Genomic DNA, 24,087 nt, shown 5'->3' on the forward strand with positions numbered 1-24,087 from the left:
TTTTAGTTGTGTCTACTAATTTACCCGCAAAATTTTTTGAAAGATTCAACAGCACTTGGTAATAAGTTTTCCAAGATATTTTCCTTTTCTCCTTTATGCTGTATTTTTTCAATTTGATTTGATTGATTGTAATAAAAAAGATAGGTTTCATCATTGGTTTCCGAAAGTACATCGTCAATATAAGTTTCTATTTCAAATTTCACTTCTTTTATATTCCCTAAATCTTTTACATTTTTAAGATTATAGGTCATTGCACAACCTGAACCACAACTGATAACAAAAGAATCATTTAGTTCTTTAGAATTGTCATTTATTTCAACAGAGCTTTGACTCTTTACAGAATCTTGAGTGTCTAAGTTTGTTATTTCTGAAGCATTATTTTTCTTACATCCAATTATAAAAAATAATAAAAATGAAATGATGATTTTTTTACTCGTTCGCATCTTGAGAATTTGTTAAGTATTTTTAGATTCATATTAGATTCAGCTTTTGATAAATCTTATTCACATTTTTTGAGAATAACTTCTTCATTATTAGCTTCCTGCCGAAAACTATTTTCTTTAAACTCTCTTTTTTTTGTTTTTTTATTATAAAATCCATACCAATAAAAATGATACGTTTTATCATCAATCATTTTAATATAAGCAATCGGTTCATCATTTATATATTCTTTCCAATTTAGATTCCTACCGATATTTCCTATATCTTCAGGTATTTCTTTTAGTTTATATGAAATACCATTCTCAAAATCGAACCTTTTAAGCTCTGTCATATCAATATAAATTTGATTATACAGAAGTATCAATGAAGCATCCTGTCCTTCTATCGTTAAACTACCAACTCCATTTTCACAGTTTACCATCCATCTTCCATCAATTTGATATTGAATTTTTGAAGTTTTTATATCATCTTTTAGAATTGATCTCTTTTGGCAATTAAAAAATACGAAAGAAAATAGTATTATTAAAATATTAATTTTTTTCATGATCTAATTTCATATTTTTATGTAAGATTTTCAAAATTCTATTCTATAAGCTTCAAATAGAATTTAAACTTTAGCTGGGAAAACATTTTAGTTTATTAATTTAGCGGCTTCAATAATACCTTTCCCTTTAGTTTGATAAATTTTCAATTGAATCAAAAAACAAATTTTAATCTTTAAAACTGTATCAATTTTTATTTTTCAACTTTTTCAGAAATGATTCATTAACATCCTGAAATTTGATCTTATCGAGATTCTTTTGAGTCCAGACTTTAGAAGGTATTTTTTTATCATGATTGCTTTTATCAAAATATTCTTCTCCATATTTATATAAAAAGATTTCATTATTTTCTATTTTAAAAGTAGTAAAACCATTTACTAAAATATTGTAATCATAACATGTCTGTGCTTCAATGGTAAAGTAGTTATTTTTTACAACGATATTACTAAAGCCCTCAGAAGCACATGTATTATCTACGGAATAAATCAAGTTATTATTTTCTTTCCATAATTCAAATCCGCTGTTAGTGCCCTTAAAAATTTTGATTGGCAAATCGAAATGTTCCTGATCAAATTTATCATTTAAAGATGTGTTTTTATATACCTCAATCTTATCTTTAATACCATCTCCATTTAAATCATGGATAATCTCCTGAACTGTCGTCACAGAAATTTTACTTTCTGGTGAATTTCCCTTCGCAATACTTTTAACTAAATCTTTTAAATCAATTTTTTGTTGTCTTTTTAAGTTCTTCAATTCCATATCCGGTTGCGTAGTTTTTCCTTTAAAAAAAACAAAAGGTAACTCTCGCTGATTATCAGGCATCGTGTGATCGTCATCTCTCGGATAATTATTATCTAAAGAAACCAATAATTTTTTATCTTGATCAACAGCTAATTCTTTAATATCATTGGGATAAGCCCAAAAATTCTTATCTCCGTATCTCTCATCTTTCAATCCTGGATTAAAATATAATTGCAGAATCTCGTCATTATTTTTAATCTTATAAATTGCATAATCTACCCCATCTTCATATCCTTGTGCTCTTATAACCTCTTTTTTATTATCATCATCTAAATCTGCAAACCATTTATAATTAATAGAAACAAAAGGATAAGAAAATTCATGAATAAGATTTCCATTTTTATACCAATATTCAAAATATTTCTCAGAAAGCGAGTCGACTGCGGTAACAATCAATTCGTCGTCAGAATCATTATCTATATTAATTTTTTCCTGTTTTTCAATTTTTAAGTTTGAAGGAATATTTTTTAATATATCGGTTTTAACTTCATTAATCACTGCCTTCTGATCCGCCTGTTTATTCTGTTTACAGGAGAAAAATATTGAGAAAAGAAAAATGCTGTAGAATATTTTTGAATTTATCATATTAAGTTCCTGTTTGAGTTGTTTGATCTGGATTAATATTTACAGCCCTTCCTAATTCGGGAATTTCTGTAAGCGGACTAAATGAAGGTTTAGACATTTTTGCTTTTCTGACTTCAAAATGTAAGTGAGCCATTTTTGCAGCCTGACCATTAGCATTTCCTGTCTGCCCGGTTTTACCAATAGGATCACCAGCTTTCACCTCACCCGTGACATATTCTGAAAGGTGACAATACATTAGAAAATATTTTTGACCTTTATAATTACCTTCTAAAAAGATTCGATGTCCATATCCGGTAGGATCTTCCTGATATGTGATTGTTCCGTCAATAGAAGCGTAGATAGGTGTACCAACAGGGGCATAAAGATCTAATCCATCATGCTTTCCTCCGGTTCTACCATGGAAATCACTTTTACCTGGAGACCATTGTGTCTCTGAATACCAACCTCTTAAGACCATCGTGTCTAAAGGTTGATGCCATGTAGAATCTTCTTCACTACCACTGCATTCTTTAACTTTAAAAATAGTTATCATTCTTTGTAAATTTTGCCACCTATCTTCACGAGAAGGCGTACTTGGATTAACTATATCTACAATTGCATCAAAATTAGGTCTTTCTACACCTTTATCTGCTTCGGTCTGACAACCATAATCCTCCCAATATGCCATACTAGCAACTGTTCCTTCATTAAGATTATTAATATTATTTGCATCGATATCAATTCCGAATTCTGGGTAATCGTTATCTATTCTGGTATTTATTCTGTTGTATTTATTTTTAAATGTGATTTGAATGATTCCACGGCCTCTGTACTTCCAGCCGTCACCACTTGCAACATTTCCGTTACCTCCTCTATTCGCGTATGCAATATTTGCAATCATTTCAGGATTTGATCTGTAATTATTCTGTGCACTTCTACCATATTGATATGCAAGATTATTTGGTGCACCATTTAATCTTCCTGTAGTACTGAAATTTGCGAAATGTCTTGGAAGTTCTTCAGCAGGATAATCTAAACCTTCACCATTTCGTACGTTTATAGATTCACCAACTTCCTGTAAAACCTGAGCAAAAAATTGAGCTTTTTGTCTACAAGTATTAAGTCCAAATTTAGAATTAGCTCCGTTAAAAGCATCCATCAATTGGGTCTTTCTATCTTCAGCGGCAGATGGAAATACCTGAGTTAATTCCTCTATTGTTAGCACTCCACATCTTGGACATTTTGTAGCTACCTCAAAATAAGCCCCATCCGCTTTCAAAAATTCTTTATCGTGTTGTTTTTCGCCTTGAGCTTTAGCTTGAAGATAAAGAAGTTCTTTCTCTTTTTTATAAAGCTTAAATTTAATTGTTTGGTCTTTTTGATATGTTTTTATTTCAAGAGCTTTTTCAATATCCTCAATGTAAGCAGTTTTACCATCAGCTATTTTTTCATTGTTCGTATTTCCATTTTTTGAGTTTTTCAAAATGGTTTCTGCAACTCTTTTTTTAGAATTTTCATCGGTGACTTTATTTTCACCTCCAAATTTGTAAGTGTATTCCCCATCTTCTTTTCCTCTGGAAACCTTTTCCTTCCATTGTTTCAGTTCATCATCCGATTTCGGTCTCAGATGAACAGGAATTTTTACCATTCCGTTTTCTATTTTCCCTGTGAACTCACTTTTTTCAGTTCCCGGAACTTCTCCTGTGGTCGGAGTAGCCTGATCCATTTGTTCTTCACTAATTTCTAAGATGGGTAGAACAGCTCCTGCAGAACCTTTAATTAATCCATCTTTTTCTTTAATAATAATCGTAGCCTGTTTGTCACTTAGACCTGAACCAGCAGTTTTTGCCACCAAATATAATTTTGTGTCTAAAGGCGCAGAGGTAATTTTCTTTAATTCGGCTCCCAGTTTAAAGGTTTGGAAACTTACTTTTTCATCTTTATTATAAACCTCTTTGGAGAGAGCCTGTTTAATGGCTTCCAGAGTTGTGTATTCTTTCTTGTCTGCCAATGCTTTTACAGCAGGCTTTCCTAAAATAATTTTTGCAATTTTTTCTTTTTCTGCATCAGTAGCCGTTTTATTTCCGTTGCTTCCAAACTTATATTCTAAAGTTCCGGCAGCTTCACCAGTTTGTTTAGTGTATTCTTTTTTAGCAAAATAAGCATCCAATAATTCTTCCACCGAAGAATCTTGTACAATACTTACTGTTTTCCCTTCATTAGCTTGAGGAGTTGATGGTTGTTCAGCCTCAATTGTTCCTTGAGCCTCCTGATAATCGTGCAATTCTCCTTCAGATGGGTTTGGATTCTGACCAGCAACTCCCCTTTCTTCCATCTGTGATGCCGGTTTTTCTGCTGCAGGAGAATTTTCGGCTCTGGGTTGCGTATTATTTGATTGAGTTTCAGGTGTTGATTGAGGCGGAGGAGTAGGATTACTTGTCGGTTGTTGTGGTCTTGGTTGAGGAATTGGCGCAGGTGTATGCAAAGGATTGTTCACATTGACATTATCTGTTGCGTGTCTTTTGTGTGAAAAATATTCGACCGTAACATAAAACTCAAGTTGTTTGGGATCTGTTTCTCCCTGCATTGCCTTTTGCATCAAAGCTCGGGTGAGCATAAATTCAGCTGTAGCAACACCACTTCTGTCTACAGTGGCTTCTTTAGTTTCAATTAAAAGGTTTTTTGCATCGTGTCCTTCGCCTGTGGCATCATCTTCCCAAAGAGTAAACTTTAATTTTTTACCATTCAAATTCACACATTGCGCGCGAGCTCTCATTTTCTCTGTAAAACTGAACACCGTTCCCGGTGAATCGTCTACATACTGAAGTTCTACTTTTTCAATTTTTGGAACGGCTGCAGGTTGAGGATTGATTTCAATTGTTGACGCACCTCTTCCTTCAGGTTCAAAAAGATAGGCTTCTAAACGATAGGTATGCTTTTGTGCAACCTCTCCGAAAGTAAAATTCCCAACACCCGTTTTTTTGATGTTGGTGGATGTAAATCTTCCGTTGGGTCTTTTTTTAAATAATTCCCAAATAACATTTGCCGGATTCCTTTGGTTTTGAGGAGTGGAAGGATACCAATCTGTAACAGTATACGTAACGGCTTCCCCCACTTTTGGTGAAGAATTTCCGGATATTTTTGAAACTCCTTTTTTAGACATTTCAGGAAAGTTTAAAGATTAATAAGCGTCGATTTCGCTTTCCATTGCTGTTTCTTTAAAGTCATTCACATCCACAAGAGGATTTGCATGTCTGATTACTTTTGCATCAGCATTTTTTACATTCTTTTTACTCATCTCACCACGCTGTCCGTGATCTTTGATCGTAATTTTTCCACCCGTTGCACATTGAAGTTCCGAAACTTCTGTCACACACTTTTTACCCATCACCAAAACTTTTTCGTAAGTTTTCTGCCATTTTCCGGCAGGAGCATAAGCGCAGGGAAGATATCCTCCCGAACTGGGTTTTAATTTACATTTTCCAAAACTCGGACCTGGTGGATTGAATTGCAAATCATCTTCTGTAACAGCTAAATAATCTGAATTTCCGGCAGAATCATTCCAGAAATGTTTGTTGTGAGCATTAACGATATGCTTAGGAAACTGATCTCCCTGGTTACACTGGCAAGTTCCTTTTTGAACGACGAAGTGTTTACCATCATGAGATGATGATTGAGTAGACATAATGTGAGATTTGGTACTCAAAGATAACAAAAAGTATTCTAACATAAAAAAAACGGAAAATTAATTCTCCGTTTTTTTATTATGTCATAACTAATTAATGTTGAGTATATTCCGGTTCCTCTACAGGAAGCATTGTTGGCATAAAATATTCATTAAGCCAATAAAATTCCTGCCCGTTCTGCTTAATTTTTACCGCAGGATTATTCCTGTAAGTAAGCATTCTGTCTGCAAGATCTTTGTAATATTTAAAATAAGTTCTTGCTTCTTCATTGGTGATGATATTAGATTTTTTCCAGCCTGCAAGCATGTATTTAGACATTTTTTCTTCATCAGAATTATCAAAACCTGTACTTACTCCCACTGCATAAGACATCGGCTTCTTATACAATTCTCCTTTGTCTAAAAATTTCAGCGTTGGATTATATTTTTTCAATAATTTAACATATTCTCTAATTGCTCTTCCCTGTTTAAAGTCTGTTCTTGCAGCCCCAGTATTTTCATAAACTTCTTTATAGAAAGCTTTCAACTGATCATATTCACTCTCAGAAACAAGAATACCTTTTTCCATATTCTGTTTGTAATCCATCAATTCTTTAGGAATATATCCTTTTGCTAAAAACGGATTTCCATAGTTGATCAACTGCGCTGCAATTCCTGAAGGAACCGGATTAGTCAATCCCGGATACAAATATTTATATTTAAAATCTACCTCAGTTTTCCCTGCACCCACCGAAGAATGGAAGCGTTCATTTAATGACTTATCTATCATTTCATTGTCATAAGTAACCTGAGCAATGAGACTATCTACAGATTTTACCAAAAGCCCCGGTGCAGTGATGTCCCCTTTTTTAGGGAAAATTACAAATCCTTGAGCCATACTCTGTTTAGGGAAATCTAAAGAAAAGAAGCCTGCATCACTTTCTATTAAACTAAAGTTATTCTTGTTTAAGACGTCACTTTGATTAATAATTTTCTGTTTTTTTAATTCGGCAACATTTTTAGCCGTATTGGTCACGATATTTTCTGATATCAAAACAAAATCGTTGTAAGTATCGGAAGAACGAGCATTAGTTTGGAACATAATCAACCGTGCCTGAGCTTGTGTTAATGAACCAATAACGCCATACATATTTCCGCTTCGATTGGCGGAAGTACCAATTGTAACTACAATATTAGCTTCATCCGGAACACCAGAAAGTAAATTTCCAGCTGCAATCAGACCTTCATTTACCGGCTGATTTCCAACACTACTAGGACAATTCATTTCATTCATTTTATCTTCAATAAAACTCATTACTTTGTTGTAATCTTTACTTAAAGGCGACGGAATTACATTTTCTCCACAAGAATTGTTTTTATAAAGAACCACACCGTATTTTACAGAATTAAAATAAGAAGGTTTTTCAAATTTTAACTGAAGATCCTGTAAAAGCGAGCTTACAATGGGAATGTAAGGTCTATTTGCTTCACTTATATCCAGAACAAAAACAATATTTATTTTCTTGTTTTTATCAATTATCTCTTTGTAACGGTCAAAAATAATAGGCTCTCCCAAGACGTTCTTAACAAAGTTTTTACTGTAATCTAAAACATTGGTAAAATATTTAGTTTTAAGATCAGGTTTTGCTTCTTCATTTAAAGCCAATGTTACAGGGAAAATATTTTCAAGAGGCGGTCTTTGATTAACATCCGTCAACAAAACAGCAGTACGGTTTTCCTTATCCTGAGCTCCTGGAGAACCTTCATGAATTCCTAAAGTACTTTCTTTAATACCTGTTGTGTTTTTCATTTTTACAGCAGAACGTTCACCCCAAGCTGAAACAACATTAGAACTCACCCAACCATACAAACCTGTACTGATACTGTCCATATCGATTCTTGGTTTTTTCCCAACCAGAAAACGTTTGTTATTTTCTGCCTGTTTGTAAACGTAGACCATTTGACCATTCGGGATTTTTACATTTGCAGCTTCAATAAGGCTTGGCGAATTAAAAACCATGATCGAATCGTTCTTATAATACCTCTCTGCACTTTTAATAACATCAGGATTATTGGGAACTACCGCAACTCTTACCGGATAACCTGTTTTTTCGCTTTTCAAAGAATTACTCCAAAGCAAAAGATCAGATTCGGGGATCCAGCCGTAGGTTTTTATTGATTTCGACGAGATCTTTTTCATCAAAGCATCAGGAATATATTCTGCTACTTTTACCATTCCGTCTCTGTGTTTTAAAACCATTAAAGGCTCTAAAAATTTCACTTCTTTATATGATTTTTCATCATTTTTATCGAGATAAGCTGTATTTCTTGATCGGTCTGAAATAACGATCCAGGGAGCTGATTTTTTTGGAAAACCATTAATTACCGGAGCATTATCAATTTGCCCATATTGTTGTGGTTCAGGAGTTTTTTTTGATGGCAATTTTACCTGACAACTCGTCAGCAAAACTGAAAGCCCGATATAATAAGCCGCTAGAGGAAATTTATTTTTCATCTTAATTTTCTTTATAATTGGTGTGATGCCCGATAAACGAACAATTTATTATTTGCTTTGGTTGATGTCAACTTTGGTTACACAAGTCATACCATCATCAAAATTCAATTTTACAGTTTGTATCACTGTATTTTTATCAAACTGAAGACCTGCACAATACAGATAAAAATTATTGACTTTGCTGTCGCTAACTTTTACAATTGCATTCTCGTTATTACACAAATAGGTTTTCAAAAGATAATTGTAATGCATATTGAAGCTGTTACCATTGGCAATCTGCTGCAAGTGATATTTAAAATCATTATCTTTTTTCGCATACAGTTCGTCTAAAGTAGGCTCTTCATCCTGCATAGAATTGTACGCAGGTAAGATTTTTATACGATGTTCAACGGGTTCCAAATCTTTTTCGGTATACAATGTAACCGTATAATCTCCAGGTTTTTGAAACGCGTAAATAGCCAGTTTGTCTTTAGCATCAATTTTTCCGGTTTCTCCAAATCTCCAGGTAAACTGTGTAGCATCTGAAAGCGCACGGAATTGTATGTTTTCATACTGCATTGCCTGAGTTTGGGCATCAATCTTCGTTACTCCGGCTGTGCTGTCTTTAGGTTTTGGAATTCCTCTTGGGGAAACCATAATCGGGAAAGATTTAGAATATTTATTATCAATAATCAAGGTCACGTTGTAATAACCCGGCTTACTGTAAAAATGAATTCCTTTGTCTTTGTCTGAAGTTTGCCCATCTCCAAAATCCCATTTTTTGAATTTTGCAAACGGTGTTTTATCCTGAAATCTTAAAGTATCTCCTGTAAAAAGCGAAGACGGGAAAACTACTCCTTCAATATCACTCTCCGAATGAATGACCTTTTTTTGCAGCCACAATGCGACGAGTGCGGCAATAAGCAATGTGGCAATTACACCAATAATGATGTTTTTCCTGTTCTTTTGAAAATAATTCATAGTAAGTTTTTGTGATGTGTTTTGTATATTTTTGGTGTTATCTTGGGTTTAAAGCATTATTCCGATCTCTCAGAGTCTGGCTTTTCTCTTTGTATCCTAATTGACAGTCTTCAAACTGTTTTTCGAATGTTTTCGTCGTTTCATTCATTTTCATGATTCTTTCTTTGTCTACCATGTTCATTTTAAAGAATTTTCCTATTTGTGGAAAAGCCATTTTTCGGGAATCGTTGACAGTGACATTCTGAAACGTATTGGCTAAATCCTGCACTGCATATTCAGCATCATTTCTTTCTACAGGTTGCTGAATTTCTACAGACAATCTGTTAACTCTCGCCGAAGCGGTATCTATTAATTTTAAACCAATTTTTTGCTGCTGATCAAACTTTACTTTCTGATCCAAAATCTGTAACGAATTGGTATCTGCCTCAGAAAACGGTGATGCAAAATCTTTTAGAAAAATAACTCCCAGAAAGAAAAGCGCCACGATAAGCATTAATATGAGGTAAAAAAACTGATAATGTTTTTCTTTTTTTGATAATGTAACTTGTCCCTGCATAATTTCTAAACTTTAAAATATAATTATCTTCTTCGTCCTGTAAAATTTCTGGTAGGATCTATTTTCATCTTGCTGTTAATCTGATTAGATTTCCCCTGACATTCCTGAACATTACGAATCGCAATCTGTTGTTTAAAAGAGACATTGAGGATTTGGCTTTTAAGATTAAGCATTGGCTTAATTTTCTGCATTAAAACTGCGTAATGTTTTAAATTATGAGCACTGTCGGCTGCCATAAGCTGTTGAGCTTCGCGAACGTTGTCGAGAATGTAAGTACGTAAATAGTTATCGTTATAAGCTTTGTCAGAATCCAACAGCTCCATTCTTGCGTAAATACTGTCAACATGAATACGAAGAAGGTTATCTTTAGCCAAAAGGTCTCGGTATGCACGTACTTCTTCATCAACACCGGCAAGCTGCCTGTCGTAACTCTTAAAAAAGAAGAATACACTGGTAAATGAGATTGCAGATAATATAACGAATGAAAGTATAAACTTCCATATACCTAATCTTACATCAGATTTGTTTAATTTTTTTTCTCTACTCGTAGACATGTTTGTGATTTGGTTTGGATTGTGAAAATAGGAAAAAAAATATTTATGCACAAAATTAAATTCAATGCATACAATACTATTTACAATTTTTTAATGTAAAGTTTAATTTTCAGATCCGAAAGATTTTCTTATTTTAGTCAGCAGAATTTTATTTTGCCATACCAAATCACGAAAATAAAATGAGTAAGTTACTGACCAATACGGTAAGATTTTCTATTGCGGACAGCGATTTTTATTTTAAAAAAATAATGATCAAAACGCTTCTGGAAAACCCATTTAATGTGCTGCTTAATGACTGCAACAACGGTCATGAGCTGATTAACCGAATCTACAGGAAACAGGAAGATGTCTTTATCATAGAGCTCTTTATGCCTGTTCTCAGCGGTATTGAAGCCATAAAATTTATCCGAAAAAACAATAGTGAAACACCGATTATCACCTATTCCGGAACGTATCAGGAAGACATGGCAGAGATTTTAGAGAAGGTTCCAAATATCTATTACTGCCAAAAAAACAGCAATATTATAAAAGACATTATCAAAGGACAAATTACCTCTCAAGATTTTGATTATCAAGCTTATTCCGAAAACTGGAAACAACAGCCTTTGGCGGTTCAGGAATATATGAACCGTCAGAAAAAAAGCCAGGAAGAACTTTCATCAACAGAAATTCAACTGATGAAATTTTGCTATGAAGGCTTCAGCAATAAAGAGATTGGCGAAAAGCTCAATCTGAGCACACGTACCATCGATACGTACATCAACAGACTTACAGAAAAGCTCGGTTTAAAAACCAAACTGCACCTCATTCGCTTCTGTGTAGAAAACGGATATTACAATTCCAGCATGTAAAAAACTCCTTCTTTTAGCAATACACTATACTAAACACAGAATTCTCAGTAGTTTATGTGAAACATTTTTCGTTTGAAATTGTTAATATTCAATTTTTTTGACTAAATTTGCACACCTAAAATTTAAAATTTACAAAGGAAATGACAAAGGCAGAATTGGTAAACACCATCTCAAATAAATTGGGGACCGAAAAGAATGAAACACAGAAAGTTGTAGAAGCTTTTATGCAGGAGATCAGAACTTCTATGTACAATGGAGACAATGTTTACTTAAGAGGTTTTGGATCTTTCATCGTGAAAACAAGAGCAGCAAAAACGGGAAGAAACATCTCTAAGAACACTGCAATAGAAATTCCTGCACATAATATTCCTGCTTTCAAGCCATCAAAATCTTTTGTGGAGAAAGTGAAAACTAAGGTTGCAGTAAAATAAAGAGAGAAATAATTAATATTAACTAGTTACTTAAAAAAAATTTAACATTATGCCAAGCGGAAAGAAAAGAAAAAGACACAAGGTTGCAACACACAAAAGAAAGAAAAGAAGAAGAGCGAACAGACATAAGAAAAAATAATCTCCTTCGGGATTTTTAGTATAATAATATAGTTGGTGTTTTTAATTTTTTAATATTCACCGACTATATTTTGTTATGTAAAACAGTAAGGAATTGAGAACAATGAGCAATCATTAACCTCAAATTTCATCACCAATCTTTTTATCTTTAATTTTAAAAATGAAGAAAGAACTAATAGTTTCGCATGAAGATGATCTTACAAAGATTGCTTTGCTGGAGGATGGAAGACTATGTGAACTTCATGAGGAAGAAGACAAAAATGATTTTGTAGTAGGAGATCTGTTTATAGGAAAAGTAAAAAAACTTGCACCCAATCTTAATGCCGCTTTTGTAAATATCGGCTATGATAAAGATGCATTCTTGCATTACCAGGATTTGGGACCGCAATACCTTACGTACCGAAAATTTTTAAAAGATTCGGTTTCTAAAAAACAGACTTCATCAGGTTTAAAGAATTTTGAAATTCAGCCTGAAATCGACAAAAACGGGACTGTAGATAAGATCATCGCCAAAGATGATATCGTTTTATTACAAATTACCAAGGAGCCTATCTCCACAAAAGGACCACGAATTTCTACCCAAATTTCTTTAACAGGACGTTTTTTGGTTTTGATACCTTTCGACAATAAAGTTTCAATCTCAAAAAAAATCAGCAGTTCTGAAGAAAAAGTAAGACTTCGCACCCTGATCGACAGTATAAAACCAGAAGGTTTTGGCGTCATCATCAGAACAGTAGCAGAAGGAAAGAAAGTAGCCGATCTCCATAATGATATGAATCAACTGATTCAGAAATGGGAGAATACTTTTAAGAATATTCAGAAAAACAAAGTACCTTCTAAAGTCTTGAGCGAAGATGATAAAGCATCGTCTATTTTGAGAGATAACTTTAACCAGGATTTTGTAAATGTCTTTTGCGATGACGAGCAAATGGTAGACGAAATGAAAAATTATCTGGAAGTAATAGCTCCGGAACGAAAAAATATCGTTCAGTTCTACGACTCCCACATTCCTCTTCTCGAATATTATAACGTTGAAAAGCAGCTAAAACAAAGCTTCGGAAAACACGTAAATATTCCAAGTTCAAAAGGCGCTTATCTGGTGATAGAACACACAGAAGCGTTGCACGTAATCGACGTCAATTCCGGAAATAATATTACCACCGGAAATACTGCCAATAAAGAACACGCATTGAATGTGAACAAAATGGCAGCCACAGAAATAGCAAGACAATTGCGTCTTCGCGATATGGGAGGCATCATCGTTGTAGATTTTATCGACATGACCAACCCCGATCATAGAAGAGATTTGTATGAGCATTTTAAAACAGAAATGAGCCGCGACAAGGCCCGTCACAAGATTTTACCTCCAAGTAAGTTTGGATTGATACAAATCACAAGACAAAGAAACCGTCCGGAAAAACAAATCGACATTAAAGAAGAAAATCCCAACAAAGACGGAGAAATAGTAGCTCCGATCGTAATTGTTGAGAAAATGGGAGACACCATCAGAACCATTATGCAGAAAGAAAAAGGAAAACTTTTCCTGCATGTACACCCTTTCGTAGAAGCTTACCTTACTAAAGGTCTTAAAAGCATCCAGATGAAATGGTTTTTGAAGTACAAAAAATGGGTCACCATTATTCCCAGGGATTCTTTTAAGTATTTAGAATACAAAATCTACAATTCTAATAAGGAAGAATTGAGCGGATATTCTAATTAAAAAACATTCTACAGCCTCCATATTTTGGAGGCTTTTTTATTTAAATTTTATCATAGCTTACTTTTTCATACATTAACCGAGGTTTTTTTTCATTTAAAAATCACATTATTTTCATTGATTTTACAGCTTTTTAAAAAATTATATAAATTTTAAGCCTCACATGAGATAATTTTTGAAAAAAACTTTTTTTCAATCCTAATGTACAATTCCCTACTTGTGAAATAAATTTTCTCCAAAAGTTTAATAAATTCATGTAAACACCGAATTATTCACACATTTAAACTCTCAAAAAAATGATGAAAACGCAATTAATCAACAATCAATGATATAAATAACTACAAATTATCATTTTCATATAAAAACAACAATTACATTAATAAAACCCGTAAAAAAACGGATTATTTAGTGTAAAATAATGGGGTTTTTACTATATTTATGTATTGAAAACTTACCCTGATGAAACCTAAATTAACCATCTTTGATGAGCCACTGTTGTATGCGGAGGGTTTATCAAAAATTCTTGTTCAAAACAAGATTTTTAGTTCGATCGAAATTTTTAATTCGTACGAAAATCTTTCTAAACACATCAAGAATGACCCTCCAGAATTTTTAATGATCAGCTCCGGTATTTTAGTACGTACAGAAATGTATTCTTCTATAGAAAATATTGTTGCTGAAAATAAAAATATCAAGATTATTGTAATCGGGCACTCTTTTGACGTAACATCAATTAGAAAACTTTTTACTAAAGGAATTAAAAGTTACCTCGACAAAAACAGTTCTTATGATGAATTTTTAAAATCTATTCAGGCATTAATCTCAAACGAAATCTACATTTGTGATTATGCGAAAGAAATGATGATTAACTACATCAGCCACGAGCAGGAAAAACAAAATTCTCACATTAAAGACCCTTTAACAAAGCGTGAAATGGAGATTTTGAAACTAATCTGCGACGGATTGAGCAGCAAAGACATCAGTGAAAAACTTTTTATCAGTATCAATACGGTAGAAACTCACAGAAAGCGAATTCTTTTAAAACTCAATGTAAGAAACTCGGTGGGTGTGGTAAAATATGCTTTGGAGAATAACATCATCCACTAAAAATTCTAAGTTTTAAACCAAAAAAATCTAAACTCGAAAGGTTTAGATTCTTTTTTGCCATTAATCCTAGAAAAAATTGAGGCAAAAGTTTACAAAAAAATATGAATGTTTAAATTAGCTTATTTAAGTTTTAGAAATTTTAAATCATATGTCTTTTTAAATTTTATGCTTTCTATTTTTAATTCTCACAGATTGTTTAAATCGCACAAATTTTAAAACAATCTGTGAGAAATATTTTGGTCTTAATATTATTCATAATCCGGCATTTCTGCATTGGTGAAAAGTGTAGTTCTGGTAAAATCTGTATTGGTGTTATTTAAATCTATAACGACGACGTTTTTCTGTGAAATATTATCATTCGAAGTATTCATCAGAATAATCTGAGCATCGTTCGGTGAAAATCTTGGGTCAAGATCGTTGGTTCCAACTGGTTTATCACTTTCCGTAGAAATATCGATAATAGTGTCGGTTACTAAATTATAAATAAAAATTCGCGAATCGAGCTGTCGGTAATTAGAATCCTGATATCCTGAAACATCTCTTGTGTACAGCAATTTTTGTCCGTCAACAGAAAAGTTTAATCCTCCTGCTGCTCCTAAACCACTATTAACAATATTCTTCAAAACATTTCCGAGCATATCGATAATATAAATTTTCACATTATAGCCGTTAAAATTATTTGTTTTCAGGGCAATTTTACTGTTATCATAGCTCCAGTCACATTCTGAAATCAGACTTCCATCGGGTGTTGTGTACAAAAGTTCCTGTCCGCTTCCGTCTTTATTAATTTTATATAGTTTATCAAAACTGGAGTAAATGAACATGCTTCCATTCGTGCTCCATGCAAAATCCATTTCATAATTATTAAAACCGGAAACCGGAATCTGCGTCACTTTAAATGGATTTGAACCATCCGGATTTGCGGTGTAAATATGAGTTCCGCCACTTTCAGTTCTTAAAAATGCGATTAATCCTGCATTATTATTTTTTCTCGGACGCCAACTGTTGTACATAGAAGCTGTGTATTGAAAATTACTTCCCAGATTATCGCTGGACATGATTACAAAATTTCCACTTTGCTTACGCACATAATGATACCGATTTGCAGGAACAGTATTCGTTGTAAATTTGAATACAGCACTCAAAACTTCCGGATGAATTTCGTCTGAAACGCCAACCTGCCAAAAATAACTGACTCCAAACTGAAGATTATCTAACGTATAATGCTTTTCCTTTAGATCATTTACCTCAACAATATTTGTATTGAGATTATTTTTTACAATCAATCTATATTTCAAAACATCCGTTGTATCGGGATCAGTAGAATTCCATTTGAGTTCTACCGTCAAAGGTTGATTGACCGCATTATCAATTGGACTCAACAACACAGGAGCTGTCGGTGGAGAATTTAACGAATCATCATCATTCATCTCAAAAACAATCGTAACCAATTGCCCTTGATTTTGAATATTGACCGCCTGAAAATTGGTTACATAACCCGAAAGTTCACATTTCACCGAATAGTTTCCGATTGGTAGATCTTTTATTTCAAACAAACCATCTTTGTCGCTAAACACAGTTTGTGTACTTGGAGTTGTAAAAATTTTTGCATTTTGTATCGGCTCGTTGGTGCCACGTTTTACAACTTTCCCTTTAAGATTCCCTGTTTGTGCCTGTTCTACCAATTCTTCACTGCATGATCCTAAAGAAAAAATCAGAATGAGAATGGTGAATATTTTTATAAAAGTTTTCATAACCTAGTTTTTAATTTTTTCCGATATAAAAATTGATTCCAAGACCAAATCGTATTGCCTGATCATTTCTTTTACCTGTTGTGAGATTTTCCCAATCATCACTGAATCCCATATCATACTGCGAGGAAAGCCTTAAACCAATATTTTGTTTTACCAAATATTCTAATCCGCCACCAACTTGTGCTTTGTATCTTGATTTATCCTGCGAAAACATCGTTGCAACTCCACCATAGACGTATGGCGAAAGTTTGTATTGTGGAATGATTATATATTCAAGATTAATTTCTGTAACGAAAAATGAGCGAGACATTATGTTATCGTTTTGAATCTTGAAATAATTGGCATTTCCTTCTAAATTGAAATTTTTATTGAGGAAATATTTGATTCCAATCTTCCCACCAATATTGGTTGCAGGATTTACATAATCATCTTTTACCTGCTGCGTTTCAACGTTTCCGAAAATTGAAAAATTCTGTCTGTTGTCATTAGGATATTTATTTCCTATTAATCTTTTGTTGCTGTTGGCTTGCTCGGCATTGTACTCATCAATAAGTTTTTGGTATTTCACATTTGAATCAACTGCTTTCCCCCAAATTTTATCACGAACACCTTCTACAATTAAAGATTTCACCGCTTTTTCTATAGCATCCGTTACCGCCAATTGAACGGGCTCATTTTGAGTCATCCCAACCTCAGCTTCCAAAAGTCTTTCTGCATCAACATATCTGAAGAAGCTTCCGTTTACGCTTGTGGAAAGAATTGTTTTGGAAACATAAACCGTTTTTAAAATTTCTCCGTTTAAAGTAGAGACCGCTCTCAGATAAATAGTAATCCTGTCTTGTCGGTATTGTGAAGAAGCACCAATCCCAAAATATCTTGCGCCTACTCCACCAGTCAGAATATTGCTGTCGTAAGAAATGACACCACCTTCCAAAAGAATTCCGGCGTACAATAATGGCGGTAATCCCTGACTGTTATTTTTATCTGCGTCTTTCAGATATTCCTGTCTTGTGGAACGGATGATTTGTCTTTCGTTTAAAAGATTTGCAATATTTTCTCTTTCGATAGGAATAAACCAATGGCTGTCTTCCAAAGCTTTGATAAGAATTGTGGTGGTACCTTGCGGAACTGCTGTACTCCAGTTGTTTCCGTTTTCTGCAGGTTTGTACTGCCCGGTTTGATCCCGAAATTTATATACTCCGATAACAATTTTTTCTTTAGGAGCTGGTAAGTTTTTGAGTTCTGTAGTATAAGGTGTGATTTCACCAATCATTGATTTTTCTTTTGAAGAAGGTAATCCAATCATAGAACCGCATCCCAATACAATAGACAAAACCATTATACAGAATAACATTTTGACATTAATATAACTTTTCATGATCGTTTTTAGTTTTTTTTATTTTGGAATGACAATCTCTGACTGATCTCCCGAACCGGTATCCAAAATATTTATTAATAGTCCTTGAGCTGTAGAAGTCACTTGCAAATACAGTGAACCAAATATGTAATTTCCTGGTTTTAAAGCTCCATCACCAAACTGTTCCTGAAACAATTTGCTAGAAAGCTGACTCAAGATTTGCCTATTCAGGCTTTGTGTAAAACTGTCTAGAGAGTTTAAACCACTTAATAAATTATCTATATTAGACTTTTCATCAAACTGATTCTGAGCATTGGCTGAGCTCAAAAGCCACTGATAATTAAAGGTATCGCCACCAAATGCGGGATTGATAGGTTTATATACCAGTTGCTGAGATTTTGCGAGAAATGTCCCGGCAAAAAGTATCATTACAACGGTTAAATTTTTCATGACTATTCATTTTAGTAGATAAATTCATTTTTTATAAGATTTTTCCTGATATTATATTCTTTGATGTATCTTAAAGTATAGGCAAGCTGCTCCGTTAGATAGTCTTCACTTGGGTTTGTAATAAAGCTGTAAATAACCTTATCATCAATTTCAATGTTTATTTGTCCACTGGTTCCTCTTGCCGGAAGTTCAGAAATTTTTATACTTGAACTGTTTTTATCGGGAATTTGACTGTACTGAATGTAAAACATATCATAAAAATCTCTTCCCACTTTTGTTTTTGTGTCGTCAATTGTAAGGCCTTTCAGTTCAAAAGCTTCTTCTTTTTCGACCTGGCTGATTTTTTTGTTAAAAAAATTCTGATTAATTTCTAAACTGTCTTTAGATATGAGTTTCTGGGTTTGCTCGTCTCGGATGTAGAGAAACGCTTTCAGTGCATCTTTATTTTCTAAACCTACATTGATTTCGGATAAAGATTTTGTTTCTCCCGGATTAATAGAGAATTTCCCACTTTGTTTGTTGTTGGAAAGATTTCCATTTTCTCCTTTTTTAATGCTTACCAAAAGGTAATTGAGCTCTACGTAAGTAGGAGTATTATTAGTAACAATCGCTTTTATTTTAAGTTGTTTTTCAATTGTTTCATTTTCAATTTTTGCTATAATTCTCTTATCCTCTTGCCCAAAGATTGATGAGGGCAAGAGCATAAGAAATAAAAAAACTAATAATGAATAAAAACTTTTCATCGCATTTTATCTAATAATTTCTTACAAAGACCGTCTTATTATCTGCTTTTACATTAATCTGCATTCCATCTGAAACGCTGTTACTTCCTGTGACATCAACAATATTATTATAACCTTGTACGGTAACGGCAGCTTTAGTTTCCTTTTCGGTAAAAGCATTATTAAAATAAATACTATTCTGATCACCTAGCTGCTGAATAATAATGTTGGTTTTAGAACTGATAGTAAGATCAGTGTTATTCCCGTTTCCAACTTGTGCAACAATAGATGATGAATTACTTTGTGGAATACTCTGAAGAGAAATCACATCTATAATTGTATTGCTATTGATTTTATTCCAATCAACTTGTTGCGACTTCCCCCAAAGAAATGTGAAGAAGATAATACATGAAATTAATTTGGTTAAGGCTTTCATTTTTTTATTTAAAGGTACCCTATTACACAGCCTTACGAAACACTCCTTACCATTACAAAATTAAAATCACTACTTTCCGTTACATCACATCATCGTTTCTACGAATTATCTTTAAACAAAAAAAGAGAAGCCGAAGCCTCTCTTTGGGTTGAATAAAAAATAACCTAAGAATTAATTAGATTGGGTCACCGTTAATGTATTATTGTTTCCTATTTGAGTTCCTACGTGAAGATGAGAATCTCCATATTGATAAATATAAGCTTGGTTTGAATTACCTAACTGAATATCTAAAGCTGTATTAGAATCACCAAATTGGCCTTGTTCTAAATAGTTACCATTACCAATTTGAGCCGCATAAGCTTGGTTATCATCTCCAAATTGACCTACAAAAGCTTGGTTGCTATTACCTAACTGACCATGGACAGCAACGTTATCGTCACCATCCTGCCATTGTACAATTAAGTTTGAGTTTCCACCTTGAGCAGCTACAGCACTATTTCCTGATCCCATTTGATATTGTCCTGCTGCATTAGAATTACCTACTTGAAGAGCCGTTGCTGAGTTATCATTTCCATCCTGAAACTGGATAATTGCGTTACTTGCTCCATATTGAGTTGCAGAAGCATCATTTCTATTGCCTAATTGATCTTGATCTACGCTATTCCAACCTCCCCATTGTAAAGTTGAAGCATCATTTCTGTTTCCTACCTGATTGGTATTATTAACGTTAAGCCAGCCAGTTTGATCTACATCAACGTTATTTCTGTTACCGTCGCTCACAACTGTATTAGAGTTTTGTATTCCGGTTTGGTCAATCGTTGCAACGTTACGATTTCCATCCTGTAATAATGAGTTTGAATTTAGCATTCCTGTCTGTGTAACAGTTGCTGCGTTTAAATTTCCATTTTGAGTGCTAACATCGATGTTCATTTGAGCAAATGTGAACCCCATAGCTGTTAGTGTTAAAACACCAGTAATTAAATTTCTCATTTCAGTAAAATTTGTTGGTTAATAATGAGACAAAGATAGAAGCGCAAAACGCCGGAAAAAACACTGCAAAAGTGTAAATTTTAAAAATCACTGAATGCAGTTTGTATTGTAACTGTTTTCAGTTTTTCTTTATAACGGCTATTAGTTACACAACACAATCAATATTATTACTTATGAGTTTTTAAACTTAAAATTATTTTTAATTAACATTTTCACACTTCCTTTCTACAAGATATATTAGTAAATTTGAAGTATGAGTTTTGGAAAAGATTTACTACGAAAAATAAAAAATGCAGGATTGGCAGGCGCCAATGCACACGGAATTTTCTCGCCGCCTTCACGTCCTATATTTACATACGATCAGGTTTTAGAAAAAAATCCGAAATTTGCAGCCGTAAATATCGTTTTATATCTAAAAGACAATGAATGGCATTTTCCTCTGATTGTAAGAAGTACAAACGAAAGAGACCGACACAGCGGACAAATCTCTCTTCCAGGCGGAAAACGTGAGGAGCTTGATAAAGATTTTGCCCAAACCGCAATTCGTGAAACGTCTGAAGAAATAGGCATCGAAAAACATTATGTGAGAATTATACGGGAGCTATCTCCTATTTACATTCCGCCAAGTAATTTTTATGTTTATCCATTTATTTCTTACACCAAAAAAAATCCTGAATTTATTTTGCAGCAAAGTGAAGCTGTAGAAGTGATAGAATTTCCTATTACTTCATTTTTAAATTTACCAGACAGTCCTGAAATCATGGCACTTCCGGGAGCCGGAGGTCATGAAGTTCCGGTAATCAATTTTAACGGATATATTATTTGGGGAGCCACAGCGATGATCTTAAGCGAATTCAGCCAGTTGATTAAAAAAATGTAACTTTGCAACTATTATGTTTAATTGAAAAATGGCGAAGAAGAACATTTTTACCGATTCATTCGGAACACCTTATTTTTTAAAAAGATTAATCATTTTTATTCTGGGAATTGTTTCTTACAGAAGATTCAATGGTTTCAATAAGCTTAAAATCACCGGAACCGAAAATTTGGTAGATCTTCCGGATTCTAATGTGCTTTTCGTATCAAACCACCAAACGTATTTTGCTGATGTTGCGGCAATGTATCACGCATTTTGTGCAGTAAACAATGGATATTTAAATACCATTAAAAATCCTATTTATCTTCTTAATCCAAGAGTAGATTTTTATTACGTTGCTGCTGAAGAAACCATGAACAAAGGAATTCTTCCTAAAATTTTTAAAATTGCAGGTGCAGTTACCGTAAAAAGAACCTGGAGAGCAGAAGGGAAAAACGTCAACCGAATGGTAGATCTTGGAGAGATTGATAACATTATGAAAGCTCTCGACAACGGTTGGGTAGCAACTTTTCCACAAGGTACAACTGCAGCTTTTGCACAAGGAAGAAAAGGTACTGCAAAACTGATAAAAAACCAGCGCCCGATTGTGATTCCTATTAAAATAAATGGATTCAGAAGAGCGTTTGATAAAAAAGGACTTCGTGTAAAAGTAACCGGAGTAAAACCAACCATGGAGTTTAAAAAACCTTTGGATATTGATTACGACAAAGAAAATGCACAGCAGATTCTTCTTAAAATAATGACTGCCATTGAGCAGACCGAAGATTTTAATATCCTACACACCTATGATGAAGAAATTAAGGCTAAAAAATCTGAACAGCGCAATTCTCAAAACTAAAAAACAATGAAGAAGATTTTAGGTGTATTTTTAATAATGATCACCATACTTTCTTGTAACAGTCAGAAAGTTTATCAGGATTTTGATATCAGTTATTCTAAAAGCGGAGGTTATGCTCCTACTTACGAGAACCTTTTAATTAAAGGAAATGATGTACATTATTCTTTTGAAGGACAGGGTAAAAAAATAAAAAAAAGCTTCAAAGTATCTAATGAAGATCTGAAAAATCTGGAAGAAACACTTTCAAAAAATAATTTCAGAAGAATTCAGGAAGATCATAAAAAAGTTTATGATAATGTGACAACTTCAATCAACATTAAGAAAGGTGTAAATGAAGGAAGCAAAAACGACGGAAGCATGATTATGCCCAATTACAAAACCAATTGGGAAAACATTACCGCTGAATTTCAGAAACTCATAAACAATAACGTAAAAAACTAAGGAAATAAGTTGAGAACTCATTTTATTGCTATTGGCGGAAGCGCAATGCACAATCTTGCAATTGCACTTAAAGATAAAGGATATCATGTGACAGGTTCAGATGATGCTATTTTTGAACCTTCCAAATCGAGATTAGAAAAAAAAGGGATTCTTCCCGAAGAAATGGGCTGGTTTCCTGAAAAAATCACGTCTGATATTGATGCTGTAATCCTCGGAATGCACGCTCATCAAGACAATCCTGAGTTGGCAAAAGCAAAAGAATTAGGTTTAAAAATATATTCTTATCCTGAGTTTCTTTACGAACAATCAAAAACTAAAACCAGAGTTGTCATTGCTGGTTCTCACGGAAAAACAACCATCACATCAATGATTCTTCATGTTCTGAATTTCCATCAGAAAGATGTAGATTATATGGTGGGAGCTCAGTTGGAAGGTTTTGACTGTATGGTAAAATTGACCGAAAACAACGATTTTATGGTTTTGGAAGGTGACGAATACCTTTCCTCTCCTATCGATTTGCGTTCAAAATTTCTTTTATATCAACCGAATATCGCTTTAATGAGCGGAATTGCTTGGGATCACATCAATGTTTTCAAAACATTTGACGATTATATCGAGCAGTTCAGAAGATTTGTAGCAAGCATAACTCCGGGTGGAGTTTTGGTGTACAATGAAGAAGATGCAGAAGTGGTAAAAGTGGTAGAAAATGCTGAAAATTATTTCAGAAAAATTCCATATAAAACCCCAGAATACGAGATCAGCAACGGAAAAGTACTTCTGAAAACCGAAATGGGTGATATTCCACTTTCTGTTTTTGGAGCACACAATTTATTAAATCTTGAAGGAGCAAGACATATTTGCCATACTTTGGGAATTATGGATGAAGATTTCTATGATGCTATTATGAGCTTTAAAGGAGCTTCAAAGCGTCTGGAAAAAGTAGAAAGAGAAGATAAAGGAATTCTTTACAAAGATTTCGCACACGCTCCAAGCAAAGTAAAAGCGGCTGTAAAAGCGTTTTGTGAACAGTTTAAAAACGAAAAAAAATACGGTTTCCTTGAACTTCACACGTATTCAAGTTTAAATCCTATTTTTCTTGAGCAATACGACCACGCAATGGACGGATTGAATGAAGCCATTGTTTTCTATTCTGAAGATGCTTTAAAAATAAAAAGAATGGAGCCAATTTCTCCAGATTTAATTAAAGAGAAATTTAAAAATGAAAACCTGAAAGTGTTTACCAACGCTGAAGAACTTCATGCCTATTGGGATTTGCTTGATAAAACACAAGGTGTTTATATGATGATGAGTTCCGGAAATTTTGGAGGTTTAGATCTAAATAAATAATTGAGAAGAATAAACTCTTAATTTACACACT

At 33.6% G+C, this 24,087-nt stretch carries 23 protein-coding genes; 8 read left to right on the forward strand and 15 right to left on the reverse strand.

The genetic code is table 11. The features are described 5' to 3' along the window. Positions 1–20: 20 nt before the first annotated feature. From BUR17_RS08650 to tssO (BUR17_RS08690), 9 genes are all read right to left on the reverse strand, one after another. A complete protein-coding gene (locus tag BUR17_RS08650) occupies positions 21–443 on the reverse strand; it encodes a hypothetical protein (protein ID WP_074229895.1) in 423 nt (140 codons plus the stop codon). Between the two features lie 56 nt (positions 444–499). Further along, complete coding sequence (locus BUR17_RS08655) at positions 500–985, reverse strand: hypothetical protein (RefSeq protein ID WP_074229896.1); 486 nt, start codon at positions 983–985, stop codon at positions 500–502. Between the two features lie 184 nt (positions 986–1,169). Then, positions 1,170–2,372 carry a hypothetical protein gene (locus tag BUR17_RS08660; protein ID WP_074229897.1) on the reverse strand — a complete coding sequence of 401 codons (1,203 nt, stop codon included), beginning with the start codon at positions 2,370–2,372 and terminating at the stop codon, positions 1,170–1,172. 1 nt (position 2,373) lies between these two features. Continuing rightward, positions 2,374–5,514 carry a peptidoglycan DD-metalloendopeptidase family protein gene (locus BUR17_RS08665; protein ID WP_074229898.1) on the reverse strand — a complete coding sequence of 1,047 codons (3,141 nt, stop codon included), beginning with the start codon at positions 5,512–5,514 and terminating at the stop codon, positions 2,374–2,376. 18 nt (positions 5,515–5,532) lie between these two features. After that, positions 5,533–6,036 (reverse strand): DUF4280 domain-containing protein, encoded by a 504-nt coding sequence (locus tag BUR17_RS08670; RefSeq protein ID WP_074229899.1) that lies wholly within the window; start codon positions 6,034–6,036, stop codon positions 5,533–5,535. A 94-nt stretch (positions 6,037–6,130) separates the two neighbouring features. Continuing rightward, positions 6,131–8,530, reverse strand: a complete 2,400-nt coding sequence (tssR, locus tag BUR17_RS08675) for a type VI secretion system protein TssR domain-containing protein (protein ID WP_074229900.1) — start codon at positions 8,528–8,530, stop codon at positions 6,131–6,133. A 48-nt stretch (positions 8,531–8,578) separates the two neighbouring features. Next, on the reverse strand, positions 8,579–9,490 hold the full coding sequence (locus tag BUR17_RS08680) for a PKD domain-containing protein (RefSeq protein ID WP_074229901.1): 912 nt from the start codon (positions 9,488–9,490) through the stop codon (positions 8,579–8,581). Positions 9,491–9,527: 37 nt separating this feature from the next. After that, positions 9,528–10,046, reverse strand: coding sequence for a type VI secretion system TssO (gene tssO, locus BUR17_RS08685; protein ID WP_074229902.1), 519 nt, complete (start codon positions 10,044–10,046; stop codon positions 9,528–9,530). A gap of 23 nt (positions 10,047–10,069) precedes the next feature. Continuing rightward, positions 10,070–10,600: a type VI secretion system TssO gene (tssO, locus tag BUR17_RS08690; RefSeq protein ID WP_074229903.1), complete on the reverse strand. Its 531-nt coding sequence runs from the start codon at positions 10,598–10,600 to the stop codon at positions 10,070–10,072. Between the two features lie 179 nt (positions 10,601–10,779). On the opposite strand from tssO (BUR17_RS08690), the gene BUR17_RS08695 reads away from it, so the two are divergent. From BUR17_RS08695 to BUR17_RS08710, 4 genes are all read left to right on the forward strand, one after another. Beyond that, positions 10,780–11,451 (forward strand): response regulator transcription factor, encoded by a 672-nt coding sequence (locus BUR17_RS08695; RefSeq protein WP_074229904.1) that lies wholly within the window; start codon positions 10,780–10,782, stop codon positions 11,449–11,451. 140 nt (positions 11,452–11,591) lie between these two features. Then, positions 11,592–11,882 (forward strand): HU family DNA-binding protein, encoded by a 291-nt coding sequence (locus BUR17_RS08700; RefSeq protein WP_034674127.1) that lies wholly within the window; start codon positions 11,592–11,594, stop codon positions 11,880–11,882. A 298-nt stretch (positions 11,883–12,180) separates the two neighbouring features. Continuing rightward, positions 12,181–13,740: an Rne/Rng family ribonuclease gene (locus BUR17_RS08705; RefSeq protein WP_074229905.1), complete on the forward strand. Its 1,560-nt coding sequence runs from the start codon at positions 12,181–12,183 to the stop codon at positions 13,738–13,740. A gap of 456 nt (positions 13,741–14,196) precedes the next feature. Further along, positions 14,197–14,844: a response regulator transcription factor gene (locus BUR17_RS08710; RefSeq protein ID WP_074229906.1), complete on the forward strand. Its 648-nt coding sequence runs from the start codon at positions 14,197–14,199 to the stop codon at positions 14,842–14,844. A 248-nt stretch (positions 14,845–15,092) separates the two neighbouring features. Here the strand turns inward: BUR17_RS08710 and BUR17_RS08715 are convergent, their stop codons facing one another. The 6 genes from BUR17_RS08715 to BUR17_RS08740 all read right to left on the reverse strand — a co-directional run bounded on the left by BUR17_RS08715 (position 15,093) and on the right by BUR17_RS08740 (position 20,514). Beyond that, entirely contained in the window at positions 15,093–16,598 is a 1,506-nt protein-coding gene (locus tag BUR17_RS08715; RefSeq protein ID WP_074229907.1) for a carboxypeptidase-like regulatory domain-containing protein, read from the reverse strand. Between the two features lie 10 nt (positions 16,599–16,608). Next, positions 16,609–17,952, reverse strand: a complete 1,344-nt coding sequence (locus tag BUR17_RS08720) for a CsgG/HfaB family protein (protein WP_228418643.1) — start codon at positions 17,950–17,952, stop codon at positions 16,609–16,611. Positions 17,953–17,994: 42 nt separating this feature from the next. Then, complete coding sequence (locus BUR17_RS08725; protein WP_074229909.1) at positions 17,995–18,405, reverse strand: curli production assembly/transport component CsgF; 411 nt, start codon at positions 18,403–18,405, stop codon at positions 17,995–17,997. Positions 18,406–18,416: 11 nt separating this feature from the next. Next, on the reverse strand, positions 18,417–19,109 hold the full coding sequence (locus BUR17_RS08730; RefSeq protein WP_228418676.1) for a curli production assembly/transport protein CsgE: 693 nt from the start codon (positions 19,107–19,109) through the stop codon (positions 18,417–18,419). Between the two features lie 49 nt (positions 19,110–19,158). Next, on the reverse strand, positions 19,159–19,563 hold the full coding sequence (locus BUR17_RS08735; protein WP_074229911.1) for a hypothetical protein: 405 nt from the start codon (positions 19,561–19,563) through the stop codon (positions 19,159–19,161). A gap of 171 nt (positions 19,564–19,734) precedes the next feature. After that, positions 19,735–20,514 carry a hypothetical protein gene (locus BUR17_RS08740; RefSeq protein ID WP_228418645.1) on the reverse strand — a complete coding sequence of 260 codons (780 nt, stop codon included), beginning with the start codon at positions 20,512–20,514 and terminating at the stop codon, positions 19,735–19,737. Positions 20,515–20,806: 292 nt separating this feature from the next. Between BUR17_RS08740 and BUR17_RS08745 the strand changes: the two genes are divergently transcribed. From BUR17_RS08745 to BUR17_RS08760, 4 genes are read left to right on the forward strand one after another with little or no spacing between them, the layout of a single operon-like run. After that, positions 20,807–21,433: an NUDIX hydrolase gene (locus BUR17_RS08745; RefSeq protein ID WP_074229913.1), complete on the forward strand. Its 627-nt coding sequence runs from the start codon at positions 20,807–20,809 to the stop codon at positions 21,431–21,433. Between the two features lie 28 nt (positions 21,434–21,461). Then, complete coding sequence (locus BUR17_RS08750) at positions 21,462–22,268, forward strand: lysophospholipid acyltransferase family protein (RefSeq protein WP_074229914.1); 807 nt, start codon at positions 21,462–21,464, stop codon at positions 22,266–22,268. Between the two features lie 6 nt (positions 22,269–22,274). Then, positions 22,275–22,709 carry a hypothetical protein gene (locus BUR17_RS08755; protein ID WP_074229915.1) on the forward strand — a complete coding sequence of 145 codons (435 nt, stop codon included), beginning with the start codon at positions 22,275–22,277 and terminating at the stop codon, positions 22,707–22,709. Positions 22,710–22,718: 9 nt separating this feature from the next. Then, a complete protein-coding gene (locus BUR17_RS08760) occupies positions 22,719–24,056 on the forward strand; it encodes a UDP-N-acetylmuramate--L-alanine ligase (protein WP_074229916.1) in 1,338 nt (445 codons plus the stop codon). Positions 24,057–24,087 lie beyond the last annotated feature (31 nt).

The organism is Chryseobacterium scophthalmum (assembly GCF_900143185.1).
GTDB lineage: Bacteria > Bacteroidota > Bacteroidia > Flavobacteriales > Weeksellaceae > Chryseobacterium > Chryseobacterium scophthalmum.